At 43.1% G+C, this 16,566-nt stretch carries 15 protein-coding genes; 6 read left to right on the top strand and 9 right to left on the bottom strand.

Annotation, left to right across the window (positions count from 1 at the left end; translation table 11 throughout):
* Positions 1-87: 87 nt before the first annotated feature.
* The gene (gene yegD, locus AB4274_RS07770; protein ID WP_017064846.1) at positions 88-1,440 is read right to left on the bottom strand and encodes a molecular chaperone; all 1,353 of its coding nucleotides are present in this window, start codon (positions 1,438-1,440) and stop codon (positions 88-90) included.
* A gap of 160 nt (positions 1,441-1,600) precedes the next feature.
* Between yegD and AB4274_RS07765 the strand changes: the two genes are divergently transcribed.
* Positions 1,601-1,909: a DUF1289 domain-containing protein gene (locus AB4274_RS07765; RefSeq protein WP_080582242.1), complete on the top strand. Its 309-nt coding sequence runs from the start codon at positions 1,601-1,603 to the stop codon at positions 1,907-1,909.
* 134 nt (positions 1,910-2,043) lie between these two features.
* On the opposite strand, the gene AB4274_RS07760 is transcribed toward AB4274_RS07765, so the two are convergent.
* The gene (locus AB4274_RS07760) at positions 2,044-2,394 is read right to left on the bottom strand and encodes a HopJ type III effector protein (protein ID WP_017061764.1); all 351 of its coding nucleotides are present in this window, start codon (positions 2,392-2,394) and stop codon (positions 2,044-2,046) included.
* 194 nt (positions 2,395-2,588) lie between these two features.
* Between AB4274_RS07760 and AB4274_RS07755 the strand changes: the two genes are divergently transcribed.
* Positions 2,589-3,248: a PilZ domain-containing protein gene (locus tag AB4274_RS07755; protein ID WP_017066093.1), complete on the top strand. Its 660-nt coding sequence runs from the start codon at positions 2,589-2,591 to the stop codon at positions 3,246-3,248.
* A 59-nt stretch (positions 3,249-3,307) separates the two neighbouring features.
* Here AB4274_RS07755 and luxQ read toward each other — a convergent pair whose 3' ends face one another.
* The 5 genes from luxQ to AB4274_RS07730 form a co-directional block, all read right to left on the bottom strand.
* Positions 3,308-5,881 carry a quorum-sensing autoinducer 2 sensor kinase/phosphatase LuxQ gene (gene luxQ / locus AB4274_RS07750; protein ID WP_372111551.1) on the bottom strand — a complete coding sequence of 858 codons (2,574 nt, stop codon included), beginning with the start codon at positions 5,879-5,881 and terminating at the stop codon, positions 3,308-3,310.
* Complete coding sequence (locus AB4274_RS07745) at positions 5,881-6,975, bottom strand: autoinducer 2-binding periplasmic protein LuxP (protein WP_371720949.1); 1,095 nt, start codon at positions 6,973-6,975, stop codon at positions 5,881-5,883. The genes luxQ and AB4274_RS07745 overlap by 1 nt, the downstream gene beginning before the upstream one ends.
* 308 nt (positions 6,976-7,283) lie before the next feature.
* Positions 7,284-7,598 carry a GIY-YIG nuclease family protein gene (locus AB4274_RS07740; protein ID WP_017061768.1) on the bottom strand — a complete coding sequence of 105 codons (315 nt, stop codon included), beginning with the start codon at positions 7,596-7,598 and terminating at the stop codon, positions 7,284-7,286.
* Positions 7,599-8,255: a YceH family protein gene (locus AB4274_RS07735; protein WP_017061769.1), complete on the bottom strand. Its 657-nt coding sequence runs from the start codon at positions 8,253-8,255 to the stop codon at positions 7,599-7,601.
* A gap of 56 nt (positions 8,256-8,311) precedes the next feature.
* Positions 8,312-8,512, bottom strand: coding sequence for a hypothetical protein (locus tag AB4274_RS07730; RefSeq protein ID WP_372111548.1), 201 nt, complete (start codon positions 8,510-8,512; stop codon positions 8,312-8,314).
* Positions 8,513-8,707: 195 nt separating this feature from the next.
* Here AB4274_RS07730 and AB4274_RS07725 point away from each other — a divergent pair, with 195 nt between their 5' ends.
* The 3 genes from AB4274_RS07725 (at position 8,708) to AB4274_RS07715 (ending at position 10,249) form a co-directional block, all read left to right on the top strand.
* Positions 8,708-9,022 carry a DUF496 family protein gene (locus AB4274_RS07725; RefSeq protein ID WP_004742367.1) on the top strand — a complete coding sequence of 105 codons (315 nt, stop codon included), beginning with the start codon at positions 8,708-8,710 and terminating at the stop codon, positions 9,020-9,022.
* 197 nt (positions 9,023-9,219) lie between these two features.
* On the top strand, positions 9,220-9,846 hold the full coding sequence (locus AB4274_RS07720; RefSeq protein ID WP_017064850.1) for a D-Ala-D-Ala carboxypeptidase family metallohydrolase: 627 nt from the start codon (positions 9,220-9,222) through the stop codon (positions 9,844-9,846).
* Between the two features lie 166 nt (positions 9,847-10,012).
* Complete coding sequence (locus AB4274_RS07715; protein ID WP_017061772.1) at positions 10,013-10,249, top strand: hypothetical protein; 237 nt, start codon at positions 10,013-10,015, stop codon at positions 10,247-10,249.
* 31 nt (positions 10,250-10,280) lie between these two features.
* On the opposite strand, the gene AB4274_RS07710 is transcribed toward AB4274_RS07715, so the two are convergent.
* Positions 10,281-12,845 (bottom strand): ATP-binding protein, encoded by a 2,565-nt coding sequence (locus tag AB4274_RS07710; RefSeq protein WP_372111666.1) that lies wholly within the window; start codon positions 12,843-12,845, stop codon positions 10,281-10,283.
* 966 nt (positions 12,846-13,811) lie between these two features.
* Here AB4274_RS07710 and AB4274_RS07705 point away from each other — a divergent pair.
* Positions 13,812-15,248 carry a glyceraldehyde-3-phosphate dehydrogenase gene (locus AB4274_RS07705; protein WP_017061774.1) on the top strand — a complete coding sequence of 479 codons (1,437 nt, stop codon included), beginning with the start codon at positions 13,812-13,814 and terminating at the stop codon, positions 15,246-15,248.
* Positions 15,249-15,487: 239 nt separating this feature from the next.
* On the opposite strand, the gene AB4274_RS07700 is transcribed toward AB4274_RS07705, so the two are convergent.
* Positions 15,488-16,543, bottom strand: a complete 1,056-nt coding sequence (locus tag AB4274_RS07700) for a 2Fe-2S iron-sulfur cluster-binding protein (protein WP_372111545.1) — start codon at positions 16,541-16,543, stop codon at positions 15,488-15,490.
* Between the last annotated feature and the right edge of the window lie 23 nt (positions 16,544-16,566).

The following is a 16,566-nucleotide window of genomic DNA, read 5'->3' as shown; positions in this document are numbered from 1 at the left end:
TCGTTCAATAGAAAGTTCATTAGAGAAAAACAAAAAAAGGGCAACCAATCAGCGACTGGTTGCCCTTCATAACTCATCATTGAACTCTTATTTGAAGCAAACCTCAGCCCAACGAGCTAAACCTGCAGTTACTGAACCGAAGTAATTACCACTCACAATCGGTACATTCGGCACAGCTTGTTGTACGGCTTCACGAAGTATCGGTGAACGAGCGGAACCACCCGTCATGTAGATTACGTCTGGCTTTTTCTGGCCTTGTTGAATCGCTTCTTTAACCAACTCAATCATCTTAGACTTTGGTGTTTCAATCGCTTCAACCATCTGTTCGACTGAGATATCTACCTCGACCAGTTCAGAGGCAACATTAATCGCAGCACGATATTGAGGGGATTCTGCCAGCGCAATCTTGGCCTCTTCCGCTCTACGCACAATACCGTAACCCAAAGTGTCGTGATAAACCTTCATCAAACGTTCTAGCTTTTGAGGCTCTGACGCTTCTTTACGAAGTAATTTTAATGCCGCTAGGTTTTCTCTTGAATAGAAGTTCTTTTGAGCTTCAACATTATTAATCGCAATTGGGTTCCAGAATTGAGTCAGTGGCATATCAATACCCGAAATGCCTTTGCTGCCCATACCAAAAGGTGACATCAGTTGTTTGAATGCAAGATAGATATCGAGGTCATTCCCCCCTACCCTTTGCCCACTGTGTGCCAACAAGCTCTGGGTACGATCCGCTTTACCAGACCACGTTGGTCCCATTTCTAATAATGAGCAATCGGTGGTACCACCGCCAATATCAACAACCAATACTGTTTGGTTTTCAGTTAATGTGCTTTCGTAATCAAGGCCTGCGGCTACGGGCTCAAATTGAAAAGCGATATCAAGGAAACCGGCACGCTTAGCTGCGCGAGACAGTATGTCTTCAGCTTGTCTGTTCGCCTCTTCACCACCTCGACCGTGGAAGTTAATTGGTCGGCCGATAACAGCTTGCTTGATCTGCTCTTGAGTCGTGAGTTCGGCTTGATTCTTGATATTTGCCATCATGGCGCACACTAAATCTTCGAAAAAGCTCACCTGCACATCATGCAGTCCACTCGCGCCAAGGAAAGATTTAGGGGACTTAACATAATAAACATCGCGAGGGTCTTCTAAATATAAGTCCAACGCAGCCTGACCAAATGCCATGTCTTCTGGCACTAAGTCGATACTCTCTTCTCTGTTCAGCGCAATCGCACGTCGTAGTACTTGTTCACCGATCGCATCACTCGGCTTGATATTCAAGTGGCGGAATAGATGTTCAGAAACACTCTCACGAGTAGGCGCAAACACGGTTGAGGGAATATAGTGGTTGTTACCTTCTAGCGGTAACAGGCTTGGCTCTCCATTAACCATCGCCGCGACAGAACAGTTCGCTGTTCCATAATCAAATCCAATAAACATAATATCCCCCCACTCAACAAAAGGGGCGAGATGCTACATGAAAAGCCTAAAAATTACGAGGTCATTTCTAAATTTAACTGAGTAATTTCTTAGCTTAACGGCTCTTCAAGAAGAAACAAATATGCTACATTTCAGCCCAAATGAATCACAGGTTAGAGAAATGAAAACACCTTGCCGAGCGGCTTGTAAAAATAATGGCGGAATGTGTAGTGGCTGCTTTCGAACAATGGATGAAATTATAGGTTGGAAAGGCTTATCTGAAGAAGAGCAAACGTCGGTTATGGATAATCTTAGTGGCGCGAGTTCGACTCACCAATGTCCACAGTGTAATGAGCCAGCTCAATGCGATATCAGTGCGGGCAAAGAGACGTGTTGGTGTTTTGAGTTAGAAAAACGAGATACTAGCGATATTCCAAAGGCTGGAGTTTGTATGTGTCGTAAGTGCTTGTCTGCCCTGCCCGTTCAGTAGTTTAGAGCCCATTTAGTAAGTTACTGGATAGCAAGTTACTAGCCAGTTCAACATAGACAAAAAAAGCGAGAGGTTGTTTTCTCGCTTCAAAATACTGAGATTAAATTTCGACCTAATCGTTACCTGGTTAGTGTCTACTTCACTTTTGCAACCAGCGCAGGCTGAGAAAACTGGATACCATTCCAGCCATGAACCATAAAGTTACGAATATTTTGATGGTCGCTGTTCTCAGGAAAACCTAGCACGTCGTTACGATAAAATTGACCAAAACAAGCAAGTGTTTGCTCTGCTGATAGGCCTTGCTCTAAACCAAAAGCAAAAATCTTACACGAACCATTATTCTGCCCTGCAGCGTTCACTACCTCACCATTGCGAAATTCGCGCTCAGAAAAATCATAGTGAGCTTCGATCACTTGCATTGTATCTTCAAATTGCACGGCCTCTGGGGTTTCAGCCAGAGTATTCAATAAGGTTTCCAGTTCCATTTACTATTTCTCCATCAAGTATATATCTGTCAGCAGTGTATCTTGTTTTACGACAAGAGTAAGCCGTTGTTTACTTGAGATAGCGATTCACTTTTTTGTTGTACGCTGCTAATTACTTCAATGAAACTAATGACATAGTTTTATCAGGGCGTTATATTATTTTATCAAACGATTAACATTATTCAGTAACGAATATGCATAAAGATAAAAACTTAGAACTGTTCAGATACCTAAAGCCAGGTACAAAAACAGCAGGTGTATTGGAATTTGGCCCAGACGACTCAATCCAGATCAGTACACTTTATATCGGACACAAAGAAGATCAGTACCTCATCCTAGAGCTTACGCAAAAAGCGACAGAAGCACTGACGCTGAGAAAGCTCACAAACGTTGATATTATTGTTCGTGCGATTACCGACACCGAACTTGGGCACATTGTCGCGTTCAAAACCAATGTACTGGCTCATATCACCTCTCCAGCACATCTAATCTTCCTTCGCCCACCCTCAAACTTTGCAACCAAGCCTATTCGTGAACACGAAAGGTATAAAGTACGTCTCAGCTGTGAAGTCACTTTTGATACCTTGTCGCTGGATGCCACACTAGTCGACTTTTCAGCGTCAGGGTGCGGTATCTATCTTACCCAGCAATCAGATATTGATGTCGGCTGGAAGATAAAAGTTAATTCTGACTTAAATGAGTACTTAGATGACGATCTTGTCTACAAGGTGGTAAGTAAGAAAAGGCAAAGACAAGGCTGGCTGCTAGGTATCCAATTCCCTGAACACCTAGATATGAGTGATGAGTTGAAAACGCTGCTATTGGAACAAGCCTTTGTCGCTGGCTCGATATAAAGGCAGAAAATTAGTTACTTCTCTTCAACAGACTCCATTAAAGAGCACTAAGTTAAAGCCTAGTGCTCTGTGTCATTCCAGTATGAGTTTTTGAAATGAACAAACGCTTGGTGGAGCGACTCTTCTTTAATCGGCTTTACAATCACGTAATTCGCCCCTGCGGCCATAAAGCTGTCTCTAGTTGACTCTTGAGCATCAGCGGTACACGCATAAATAGGGGCTGACACACCAATCTCACCTCTTAGCTGCTGAGTGGTTTCAACACCACCGAGATTAGGGAGTTGGTTATCCATCAAGATCAAGTCATAGGTAATCGTCTTAGCCATCTCAATCGCTTCTAAGCCATCTTTTACCCAGGTGACGACCATGCCATATTTCTTACAGAAAGCCTGAGCAATAAAGGCGTTGGTGTGATTGTCTTCCACCAGCAACACATTCAAAGGTCGACTAAACAACGCCTCTGGCTCAACCTCAGCTTGTTGCTTAGCATCGACTAATAGCGGCTTGGCGTGTACGACTACAGGAATTTCTATCGTGAACTCTGAGCCTTGACCTATCACGCTGCGGACTTGAATGTCCCCTTCCAGCATATCGACCAGATTTTTTACAATTGTAAGTCCTAAACCAGTGCCACCATATTCACGAGTGGTGGTCTCTTCGGCTTGAACAAAGGGTTCAAAAACAGCATCAATTTTGCTTTCATCAATACCAATGCCAGAATCTTTCACTCGAACGATCAAGCTGGCGTGATCGGAGTTAAAGATACTCTCGAGCTCAAAGCTGACGGAGATACCGCCTTGATGAGTGAATTTAAAAGCATTACTCAACAGATTAAACATGATCTGATTGAGGCGTACTTGGTCGGTATTGATTTCAATGTCATCAACCAAGTGATTCACAATGGTAAATTCGACGGATTTATCTTCACACAGCGGTCGATAGATGCTGTCTAAGGTATTAACTAACTCCCCTAAACGGAAGTCTTTCTTTTGAATATTAAACTGCCCTTGCTCAATCTTTGAGAAGTCCAAGATATCGTTAAGTACCGCCAGTAAATGTTCCGCACTATTACACAGTACATCCACCTGCTCGCGATTATCTTCATTGTGCATAGAGCGCTTGAGCAGCTGAGACACACCGAGAATACCGTTGAGCGGCGTGCGAATCTCATGACTCATCTTAGCTAAGAAGTCTGCTCGCACATTCGCAAGATGCTCAGCTTCTTCTCTTGCTCGATCAGCCTGTCTTTCCGCCTCGATTAGCTTAGTAATATCTTGCCCTTGTACCACCACTCCTGTGATGCCGTGTTCCACGCGAATAGCAGACATGTTCCAACGAAACACCTTTTCACCAATGTGTACGTTAATACCCGTCAGTTTAGAACCCTGAACCACCATTTGAATATTAGGCAGCATTCGCTGCTCAAACTCTTGGGCAATTGGACCATAATTGTCATCAGCATCGAACAACGCCATGCGAGCGGCGGGGTTCATCTGAATCAAATCGCCTTTTTCAGACCAAACTAAGATAGGCGAATGAGCAAAGTTAAAGAGATCTTGGAATTTTTGATTCTGTTCAGATAAGCGCTCAAAGGTGTCTTCAAGAGTACAACCAATATGATGAAATTCGAAAATGTTAGAGCCATCGAACTTGTTGTACTCTTCGCTAGCACTTGCCGAACGAGTAAAGTCCATTAGCTTATCAAGCTCGGCTGAGACTCTCTTTTGAATCCAAGTTCGAGCAAAAAAAGACATCAATATGATCACCACAATCACCACGATGATCGCACGCTGATAATTCTCTTCTAACGCAATGAAATTATTATTTTTTTGAACAGCTCGAATGATTAAAGGAGTTTCAACAGCATTAATCTTAATGGTTGCGATGGTAACGAAATGACGCGGCAACTGTTCGTACATTTGGTAATTGAGGATGTCAGTAATGGTGTAGCTTTCATCACCACTGAATGTCGATGTCACCGGTGTACCGTGCGCTTCAATCACGATATTTTCGCTATTACTGCCCTGTTGGATTGACTCAGCCAAAGAGAAGTTGTTGTCAAGCACAATGGCGATATAGAGTTGACCAAGGACTTCCCCAGTAGCGTTATCAACAATAGGGGTACGGCGAGCCAACAAGTGACGCTTACCTATATCTGTCCTCAGTTTAATAAAATGCCAATTACTGCTGAACGAAACCTCATCAGAAATATGCTTTAAGTTGGACTCATCCAAACCATAAAATTGACTGTTGCCGTCTTCCCAAGCCAAACCATCGTGGGTTGAGACAAAGCGTAAATCTGGTGCATGATCCGGTTCACGTTGGTCAACACCAAAGAAAAAGTAGCTCAGAGTCTCGTCATTACCCGTATCAAAGTGCTCTCTGAGAGTTTCACTGTGTGAGCTACTGTCTTGATGGATTTGCAGCACCGACAAACGATAATCAAACATGTTTTGGATCAGGCTTGAGGTTTGCTGTACCGTTCGATTCGTCTCTTGCTGTACGATATTACTGCTGGTTTCATAATTATGAATAAGCACGCCAAGTGCCATCACGCCTATCACCAAAATAACGATACGCGTAATGAGTCTAGCTAAAGTGTTTCTAGGTGTACTGGCGTAACTTTTCTTCATTAGTGACCTGAGTACCTAAATGCTCGCTGTTTAAGTTCTGAAATACGTTCTGGGGAATCTTCCTTGGTGACAATTTCAAATTCACCAGAGTAAACGGTAGGCACTTCCAAACCGGCTAGATCCCACTTGATCGCCTCTGCCATTGCAATGCCTGTATCGTCGTTCATACGCATGACAGTAACATCTAGGTCGCCCCTTGCAATGGCTTCAAGTTCAGCAGAGCCGCCTCCCCAACCATTCACTAAGATGTCTTGGCCCGATTCACGAATCGCTTCCATTGCACCGAGAGCGACATCCGTTGAACATGCATAGATAAAGTCTAGATCCTTATCGTTCTCTATGCTGATTTTAGCCGCTTGGTAGCCACTGTCTTTGTTTGATTTTGTGTAAAACGAAGACTTAAGGGTAAAGTTGGTATCCGTATTCACTTCATGGATAAAAGTATCTCCACGCGCATCACTGATATAGCCTTGTGAGTAATACAAAACAGAATACTTACTGTCTGGCGGACTTACTTGTTTAAAATAGTCCGCCAGTTTTAAACTGCCTGTCGCATGGTCAAAACCCACATACATAAATGGCTGTCTATCTGCCCAAGCTCGCACTGGCGTCGTGATATTTTGAAGAATCAGTTTGGTGTCTGTAGAGGTCAACACGTGCTCGATAAACTTGCGGTGGCGCGTGGTATCTAGCGTGAAAATCAAATAATCCGTCTTGTTTTCAATCGCTTCTTGCAACGAAATACTCTGCTGCGCGAGATCGGCATTAATACGGGTAAACACTTGATTTATTTGATAGCGGATCTTCAGCCTATCGAGACGCTTCTCAAAAGCTTGAATATTGCGAACCCAGTAATCCGAGATCTGTTGGCCCGGATACACCACGGAAATCGTAATTGGTTTGTCTTGGATTCTTCTCAGTGGCACAGGGTGATTTTGTACAGCCTCGACCATTTTATCGGTCAATGCTCTTTGTTCTGGAAAAGTGGAAAGATAATCTTGGTATTCCCAGTACCCATTGAGGACATGAGTACCATGGGAGAGAGCGGACGCAGAAAATACGGCAAGTCCAAACAACATCAGTAAACGTTTCATATTTTTCTCGTTTTATATGAGCTACTTTGGCTCATTTTTTAACCTAGCATGACACCATCTCTTTGTATGGCTAATGGATATTATGTAGGACAACGATGATAAATGATAGCGTCTAACACTAATTAGAACGACATTCTAAATGAGCAATATGTTAATTTGGAATGGAGATTAAGAACAACGAGTTAAATTATGATTTCAGCCCATTCACGGTAAGAGTAATTACCATTTAAATTCATAAGCTTAGCTAGAGCCGATATAGCTCCTTACACTATTAAGATTTAATCAATAACAAACATTTTAGCTATGAATTATGAGACTTCGATATATTGAATTTTGTCTTTTTGCCACTCAATAATCAGTTTGAGTGATACCAGTTTTTCTTTGCGGGATTTGGGCAACTGCTTGATCGCGTATTCGGTTTTCAACGCCTCACTTTTTGAGCCAACACCAAAGCTCCAAACCAGCTTAAGTGGGCCTTTACCTTTTAAAGCTTTGGCGCCTTTACCGGTTTGATGTTGTTCAAATCGACGTTCTAGGTTGTTCGTCACGCCACAATAAAGGGCATTGTGACGATTGCGGATCAAGTACACGACCCAATCCGCATTTTTATCAGCATCTGACATTTAAAGCAGTGATTCAACCAGAGCCTTAAGCTCTGCCACTTCTGCTCGTAGGCTTGCAACTTCAGACTCAAGCTCTTCAAACTTTTCACTCGTTGCAGAGGGGGCAGCCGCGCTTACTGATGCCATCGCAAACGCTTCAACGTCCACTTCACCGCTCAACAAATGCTGGTAGCGTGATTCACGTTTACCCGCTTCGCGTGGCAGCTTCACAACCAAGGCACCTGCTTCTCTTGCAGCGAGTTTGTCTAATGTTGCTTCTACTTCTTTCACATCACTAAAGTTTGCAAGGCGACCCGTTCGAGTACGAAGTTCACCGGGTGTTTGCGCACCGCGCAGTAACATACAGCAGATGATTGCACGCTCTTGCTCTGTAAATTGCAGATCGCCGAACTCAGTGTTGCAGAAACGATGCTGATACTTATTAACACGGCTATTGAAGCTGCTCTCATCACTCACCATGCGACGTCCGATTAAACCATCAACTGCATCTAAAACATCTGACTCAGAAAGAGAGAGAACAGGTTCACGGTTACTCTTTTGATTGCATGCCGTGGTTAAACTGTTCAGTGTCAGTGGGTAATGATCGGGAGTAGTGACTTCTTTCTCGATCAAACAACCGATAATTCTCGCTTCAATTGGGGAAAGTACTGTGTTCATCGTTTTTCCTTTTTATTATTTTGATAATTCCATCTCAACACCTAACAATGCAGTAACTAGTGTTCAGACAAAATTGGTACTCGTTTCTTTCTGCCCTGTTCATCAATCATTATGATCTTAGAACGGTTTAGCTCTATTTCCACGACTTCCAAATAAGTACGCTCTTGTACATACGCATCACGAAGCTTGTTTTGTTCTGCTGAAGGTTCAGTGACATTCTCGTCCAATTCTTCGTTTTCCAATTGTTGTTGATTCATTTCACATTTCGTATCAATGCAGTATCTACATGGGATACTAACTTGAACGGTAAGATAAAAACAATCACACATCAGCGAGAGTGACGAATAATTAAACAACCTTACTTTTGCTTTGATCTAAAGACTGTTACATCATCAATTGATGTGCTTTAATCAGAAGCAGACAACGTATTTGACGAATAGGAAAAGGAATCTATGAGCAGCGTATTTGAAATTGTTAACCAAGCACGACGTAAGAACAAACTTAAGCGTGAACTTTTAGACAACGAAAAGAAAGTTCGTGACAACCGTAAGCGTGTCGACCTTCTTGATAACCTACTTGATTACATCAAGCCAGAGATGACCCACGACGAGATCCTAGGCATTATCAAAAATATGAAAGCTGACTACGAAGACCGTGTTGATGACCACATCATCAAGAGCGCTGAGATTTCTAAAGCTCGCCGTGACATCAGCCGTCGCATTCGTGAACTGACAGAAGAAGACAAGCAAATCCAAGGTAAGAAGTAATCTAACCTCGCTAATTTACTTGTAACAATGTTAGTAACCCACTCTTAGTAGTGGGTTTTTTTTACCTAAACTCCAGCGTCTATACTTAAGCATCTAAACCTAACCGTCTAGGCTTAAGCGTACCTAAGCAAAATGAATGAAACTCAACAGCAGTATCAAACTAAATAACGAGTGTACACTAGCGATGGAGAGACTTTATGTACGGAAGTATTCTGATAACCTTGGCGTTATCAACGACACAACCTTACCCTGAAAAATTTGAGAAACTTTATACCGAAGAAACCGAAATCACTTATGACGATCTCGTGGTCGATGTTCATGGCTACAAGGTTCCGACCCGATCAGCATTTCGAGGTTGGATGCTCCTCAATCACGCTCAAGACCAAGTGAGAGCAATCGGACAACAACTCAAGGACAATGGCGTTACTCAGAGCATGCCTCTGCATCTCGTTCTATTGCAAGGGACGGATTGGGCAATGAGTAATACAACCTTGTTTACCCTCCCAAATAAGAAACATGTGCCAAACATGATCAATACCCTGAAGTACATACAACAATATATTGAGCCTGAAATCGGTGTTGTTATACCAGTATCTGGAGAGCGAACCGATATCTACAATCAACAAGCTGGTGGTGCACTGCGAAGTAAGCACTTAGAGTTTTGTGCCTTAGACCTAGTGCCTGCAAATGACATTACTCGCGAAGATCTACACGTGAAACTTAAAAATATTCATTCGGAATTCGGGCAAAAAAATAATGTTGGGCTTGGTTTATATTCAGGTGTTCGATTCCACATCGATACTTGTGGGTTTAGACAATGGTAAAGAAACACGATCAAGTCATAAAGACCTGCAATTCGCACGTGTCACTTAGACTCTAAAAACAAGCGAAATTACATAAGATTATGATTTTAAATGTAAATTAAAACTGGAACGCTAATTGATATTAATAACAAGTATCATAATTATTAATAGCAATTAGGAATTCAATATGAAGACGATGACTCAACGCTTTCAAACTCTGCTTTCTGTTTCAAACTTCAGTCTAGCTATCACAACCTTGCTTATGCTTCTCAGTATTATTGTTGCTTATCCAATGGCCGATCACTTCTCACTGCCAATTCAAATCGTCGCCCACATCAGCACCATCTTAGTCGCAGCCTTGCTGAACATCAGCTATGTCGGTCGTTGCCTTGCACAATACAACCTTGGATTGGAAGTTCGTTAAGTAGCGCCGCGCTAGCCTTGATACGGGAGCCCTAGACAATATCAAGGCTACTGAAAAGATCGTACAGCTGGTGAGATTTATAGGGTTTAGGTAAGTAGGCGTTCATACCGGCTTCAAAACAATCTTTGATGTCTTCTTCTAGAACACTGGCGGTTAAAGCTATGATGGGTAATGGTGTGACTTGTTGATCGGCTTCCCACTGACGTATCGCACGAGTCGCCGTTATGCCATCCATAACAGGCATCATGCAGTCCATTAAGACTGCATCAAACTGAGCACCCTGGGTGATGACATCCACCGCTTCTTGGCCATTACTGGCAATCAAATATTCATAACCCGCTTGCTCAAGGAAGAAGCTCGCTATTTTTTGATTCATCAGATTGTCTTCAACGATCAAAATGCGTCGATTCAGAGAGCGAACTTCTTCATCTTTTGCTTCCACTTGAGGCGTTTGCTCTTCGCCCACATCGAGAGATTGTAAGCTGGTTAAGAAACGTCGGCCCAAGAATGGCAAGGTATGAGTCGAGTGGACCGTTTCTCTGATTAGGTTGGTTTTAAATAGGTGATGCTGACAAACGATGACGCGAGCAAGAGGATATATCACCTTCAACGTCGCAAGATCTTTTTCCATAGAGTGGTGCAAGGTATGACAATAAAGTATGAAGTCACTTTCTTTTACACTTTCACTAAGGGCAGCAATGGATGACACCACATTGGCTCGAACATTCAAACGCTCACACTCTTTAACGAGCTGATCGAGGTAATTGAAAGAGTTCGAGATGATGGTCGCTCGGCTCAGGTTATCGAAAGTTTGAACAGGCGCTTCTACAACATCGACATACAAACAAAAAGTGAATGTAGAGCCCTCTCCTTTCACTGAACGCGCGGTAATGTAACCACCCATCAAATCAACAAGCTGTCGACAAATCGCAAGCCCTAACCCCGTACCGCCAAATTGACGGGTAATGCTGCCATCTTCTTGAGTGAAAGGTTCAAATATGGACTCTAACTTCTCGGGCTCAATCCCAATCCCGGTATCAGACACGCTGCATTCAAGCTTGCCCCTGCCCATAGACATAGGTGTATAAGCAATGTCAGTTGTAATTGTGCCCTTAGACGTAAATTTGATGGCATTAGAAAGCAGATTGGTCAGCACCTGTCTCACGCGGTACTCATCGAAAAACAGTTGTGACGGCGTTTGATAATCGATATTGATGTCGAGCTCAATATCCTTACTTATCGCTTTCGACTGAATCACACTCACAGAGTCATAAACCGCTTCTCGCAAATCAGCATTGTGTGGTGACAACATCAAGTTACCCGACTCGATTTTAGACAGGTCGAGTATGTCATTCAGCAGCACCAGTAAAGAGTGAGAGGACGATTCGATATCCCCCAGTACTTCTTGTTGATTTGGGCTCAGTTGGCTTTGAGATAAGATCTCAGCCATGCCAATGATCCCGTTAAGTGGCGTGCGTATTTCATGTGACATATTTGCTAAGAATGCGCTTTTGGCTTTGTTAGCCGAAATCGCGTCTTCTTTTGCTGTTATCAACTCTTTGTTGTGCAGATAGTTGCGTTCCATCACTCGATTTAGGGTTTCAGTGAACTCGGCAAGCTCATCGTTCCCTTGGATACGAATCACCTTTGGCTGGCCGTAGCTATCAGCGCATTCCGACACACCTTTCAAAATAATCGACAGGTTTTTGTTTAAGCGCAGAGATGTCGCAACCCCAAGCCACATCAAAACACCAGAAGCGATGAGTATAAGCAACGTCATGACCAAGGTTTGCCTTTTCTGCAACGCGATATTCTTGGTCAGTTCAAACTGTATTTGATTGGTGTAAGCGCCAATCGCGTTTGAAATAGCCCGTTTTTTAACCTCTAAGCTTTTCAAGTGTTGATATATTTCGGGTGATGAAAAGTCCCCTTTGAGGATTCGAGATGTAAATTTGTCTTGGAATTCATCTTTGGCGACAGCGTTTAGCAACTGTCTAATGTTTGGAGAACGCGTATCCGAACGGAAAAATGTATCTAATAGCTGTTGCTGCCTCTCTAGAGCAGAGACATAGCTAAGCAAGTATTGGTTTTTAAACTCTGGGGAGCGATTCAAACTGAAGCTTAACCACGCTTCTCTCTGAGTCCAAAACACATAATGCGTAAGATTGATAAACATCGCTTCAGCTTGACCGATATTTTCATCGACTAAGGCCATACGATATTCAGACAGCTCCATCAGCACGTCTTTTAACAAGTCGAAAGCACGCTCTGTCAATTGTCTGCTGTCTCTGGTTTCAGATGTACTAGCTAGGGTCATCAACAGCTTTTTCAATTCAGCTAACTGAGGATCAATACTCCAATTGCTGTCGAACTGTTGAAGTCGCGTTCCATACTGAGTCAGTCTATCCAGTTCTGATTGCAGTGTTAAAAGCAACTGACCTTTCTCAGGGGAGTCATTAGACAGCACCAACCATCGATAAGCATCACTTGAAACCGTATTAAAAGATTGAAGCGCTTCGACCTTAATACGCGTTGTTTCAAGGTGATTCATCTTCTCATCGTTCTTAAGCACTTCATTCACTGTAAACCCGAACATAATGAGTACAGAAACCGTGGAAAGAAAAATAAGACGCCATCTAATTGACATATTTATCATTTTTATAACGACTCCCTTCCCGAAAGTAATTTACCTAGCCCAAATTAAGAATAGGACATTAACAGGGGGTTATTGATCAAATTGGATATGAACAAATGATACTCTGAGCCCAGAACGAAAAATTAGAATCAACAGGCATCCAAAACAGGGCTTTAAAGCGGAGGAGTCTGCTTTACTAAGTGAGATTGAGACAAGCCGATTTTAGACAAGTGAACGTTACGTGAGAGAGGTCTACTCGAGGAGGTTTCTACAAATGAGATGTAAGCAAGCGAGGTTTTAGTGAGCAAAATGTAAACAAAAGACGTTTTCTCCAGTTATTATCACCGGCATAACAAGTACACATCCACATTCTGCGGCTCAACTAGACTGTGAATAATGACTCTGCGTGCTAACAAAGTGGATAGTTAGGTTAAAATTGTGACATCCAATCGTTTGCGTGATGCACTTTTCACACTCAAGCTAGGCTTATTCAAAGGTCAAACATCAATACTCGTTAATTCCCTTATTTATCGTTTACTGTTTACGTGTAACTTGAGTTAGCGATCACACCTTTAATGTTCAATATGACCTGTATTACATATTATCCTTTGAATTGAGTATTTTTTGACGAAAAATAAGTGCTACAGATTATTAAAGTCAATAGTCTTTATCGACGTTCAAATCTTGATTTATGGCTAATATAAAGCCAATTTACAGATATTTTGTCTGCATTTATTTTTCCTAGCAGAATAACCCGTCGTACCTTACAATCCTGCCACATAAAAATTACAAGTTACACACAAGGTATATCAGCACATTTAAGTGGCAATAAAGACCACAGACTGATGCCTCAAATCCCCTATGCTGATTGGCTTCCCTACAACCGCCATGAATGCAGAAACTTAACGTGAAAGGTCCCGAGTAAAGATGAGTCCCGAAAAGCACCTCCTAGATTGGCAAACTAGTCAAACCATTGCTGAATCCATCGCTCCAACTTTAGGTCAGTTATACCGTCAAAAAGGCGTAGAAGTTATCCTCTTTGGTAAGACCTTAGTTAACGCGACAACTATCGACATCATCAAAGCTCACCGCATCGCAAAACGTTACACTGGTTCTCCTCTTACAGCAGAACAGACTCAACCTATTATTCAACACCTTCTCTCTATGGACTTATCTCCATGTCGTATTGATGTTGGTCGCCTTGCGCATTCATTCTGGCAAGATCGCGAACACACACATGGGTTGGATGATTTCCTACAAACTGCACTTATCGAATCGCTTGAAGGCGATGCAATGACAGAACCTCGTGACGTTGTATTGTACGGTTTTGGTCGTATTGGCCGACTGCTAACTCGTCTGTTGATCGAGAAAAGTGGCCCGGGGTACCCACTGCGTTTACGTGCAATCGTTGTACGCGGCGGCAAAGATGGCGACCTAGAAAAACGTGCAAGCCTGCTTCGTCGTGACTCTGTACACGGCCAATTCAACGGCAGCATTGTTGTAGACCAAGAACGCAAAGCGATCATCGTTAACGGTAACTTCATCCAAGTTATCTACGCAAACAAACCAGAAGAAGTGGATTACACGGCTTACGGTGTTGAAAATGCACTTGTGGTTGATAACACAGGCGTATGGCGTGACGCGGAAGGCCTGAGCCAACACGTTGCGTGTAACGGTGCGAAGAAAGTGCTACTGACTGCACCTGGTAAAGGCGACATCAAGAACGTGGTATTTGGTGTGAATGAAAATGTTATTCAGCCAGAAGACACCATCATCTCTGCAGCAAGCTGTACTACTAACGCAATCACGCCAGTATTGAAAGCGGTTCACGACAAGTTTGGCGTGCTGTCTGGTCACATCGAAACGGTGCACTCATTTACCAATGATCAAAACCTAATCGATAACTTCCACTCGGGTGATCGTCGTGGTCGTGCTGCATCATTGAACATGGTACTGACATCGACTGGCGCTGCTAAAGCAGTATCAAAAGCGATGCCGGAAATGGAAGGTAAGCTAACAGGTAATGCGATTCGCGTTCCTACGCCAAACGTTTCAATGGCAGTTGCGAACCTAAACCTTGAGAAAGGCACAAACAAAGAAGAGTTGAACGAGTACCTGCGTGAAATGGCGCTGTCTTCTGCTTTGTCTGCACAAATTGATTACACAGACTCGACTGAGATTGTATCTACCGACTTGGTTGGCTCTCGTCACCCAGGTGTGGTTGACGGTGTGGCGACTATCGCACAAGACAACCGTGCCGTGCTGTACATTTGGTACGATAACGAGTTTGGCTACAGCTGCCAAGTTGTTCACTGTATGGAACAGATGATGGGTGTACGCTACAAGACATACCCAGAAGTTTAATTAACTTCGCTCTTGTAGATACGTCCATCGCAACAAGCTCCACAACATAATAACTATATCTGCGAAGTCTGTATGGACTTCGCAACCCCTTTTGTTTTACTCCCCCGTATAAACAAGAGGGTTGCCACTTAGATCTGCTCTCTCTAACTGATCTAGGTGGCCTTTTTACATCTAGCGCCCTAACTTTTATCGCTATAATAAGATCTTGTCTTCATCACTCTTGCACAGCTTTACGTCTGTTATAACTCAACCTCAACATCTGACTGAATCGAGCTTGAACATGCAAGCACGTAGCCCTGTTCAATCTGCTCTGGCGTCAATGTTTCTTGGCTGCTTGATTCCACAGATCCTTTGGTCACTTTGCATTTACACGAACCACAAATCCCACTACGACAAGCGATAATAATTGGAACGCCTGCTTTTTCTAATGAATCCGCCAATGGTGTGCCAGTTTCCGCTTCAACTTCAGCGCCGAACGCAGGCACAAATACCTTAACAGCACCATTCGTATCGTCAGCAATTTCGGCGTTTGACGCTTCTGATTGAGCATCCTGAGTAGCAGGAGTAAAGCTTTCTTGATAGAAGTTATCCATGTTGAACTCAAGCTCTTTCAGATAGCTCTCAATATCTTGCATGAAGCCGACAGGCCCACATAGGTAAACCGTTCTGTCTATGATATCTGGGCTCAGTTTCACCAACCAGTTTTTATCTAAACGACCTTGAGGGGCGGTTGTTCCTTCGTTGTCTTTTAACAGCAGTTTTAAGTTGAAATTCGCATGTGATTCATCGAGCTGATGAAGTTCTTGAAAGTAGATAGTCTCAAGCTTGTTGCGTGCCATGTGGACGAAATCAATCTCGATGTCACTGTCTTGAGACAACCAATATTTTACCATCGCTATGACTGGTGTAATGCCACAGCCAGCACTCACTAGCGTTACTTTCTTTGTCGCCGTTGGCATGCAATCAATACAGTTAAACGCGCCTGCCGGCTTCAACACAGAAACCTCGTCACCTTCATCAAGCTCATCGACAATAAAGTTCGAAACCAAGCCACCTTCCACACGCTTGACCGTCAACTTCAGGCGGTTATCTTCGGGGCAAGAAGCCACTGAATAAGCACGGTAATCCGTTTTCGTCGGCATATCTAAACCCAAGGTGATGAACTGACCGGGCTTAAAATTGAAATGTAAGTCTTGTGGAATACTGCCAAGCTCAAAGCTGACCGTATCTGGCGTCTCGTGCCATTTCTTTAAACACACTAAATTTATTGAATCGCTATTCGACCATGCATACATAGTTCACACACCTTACTGATACT

Origin of the sequence: Vibrio sp. 10N.261.55.A10, assembly GCF_041470825.1 — a bacterium.
Lineage (GTDB): Bacteria > Pseudomonadota > Gammaproteobacteria > Enterobacterales > Vibrionaceae > Vibrio > Vibrio crassostreae_C.
Note: the sequence above shows the minus strand (reverse complement) of the source record. Positions and strands in the feature narration are given on the sequence as shown.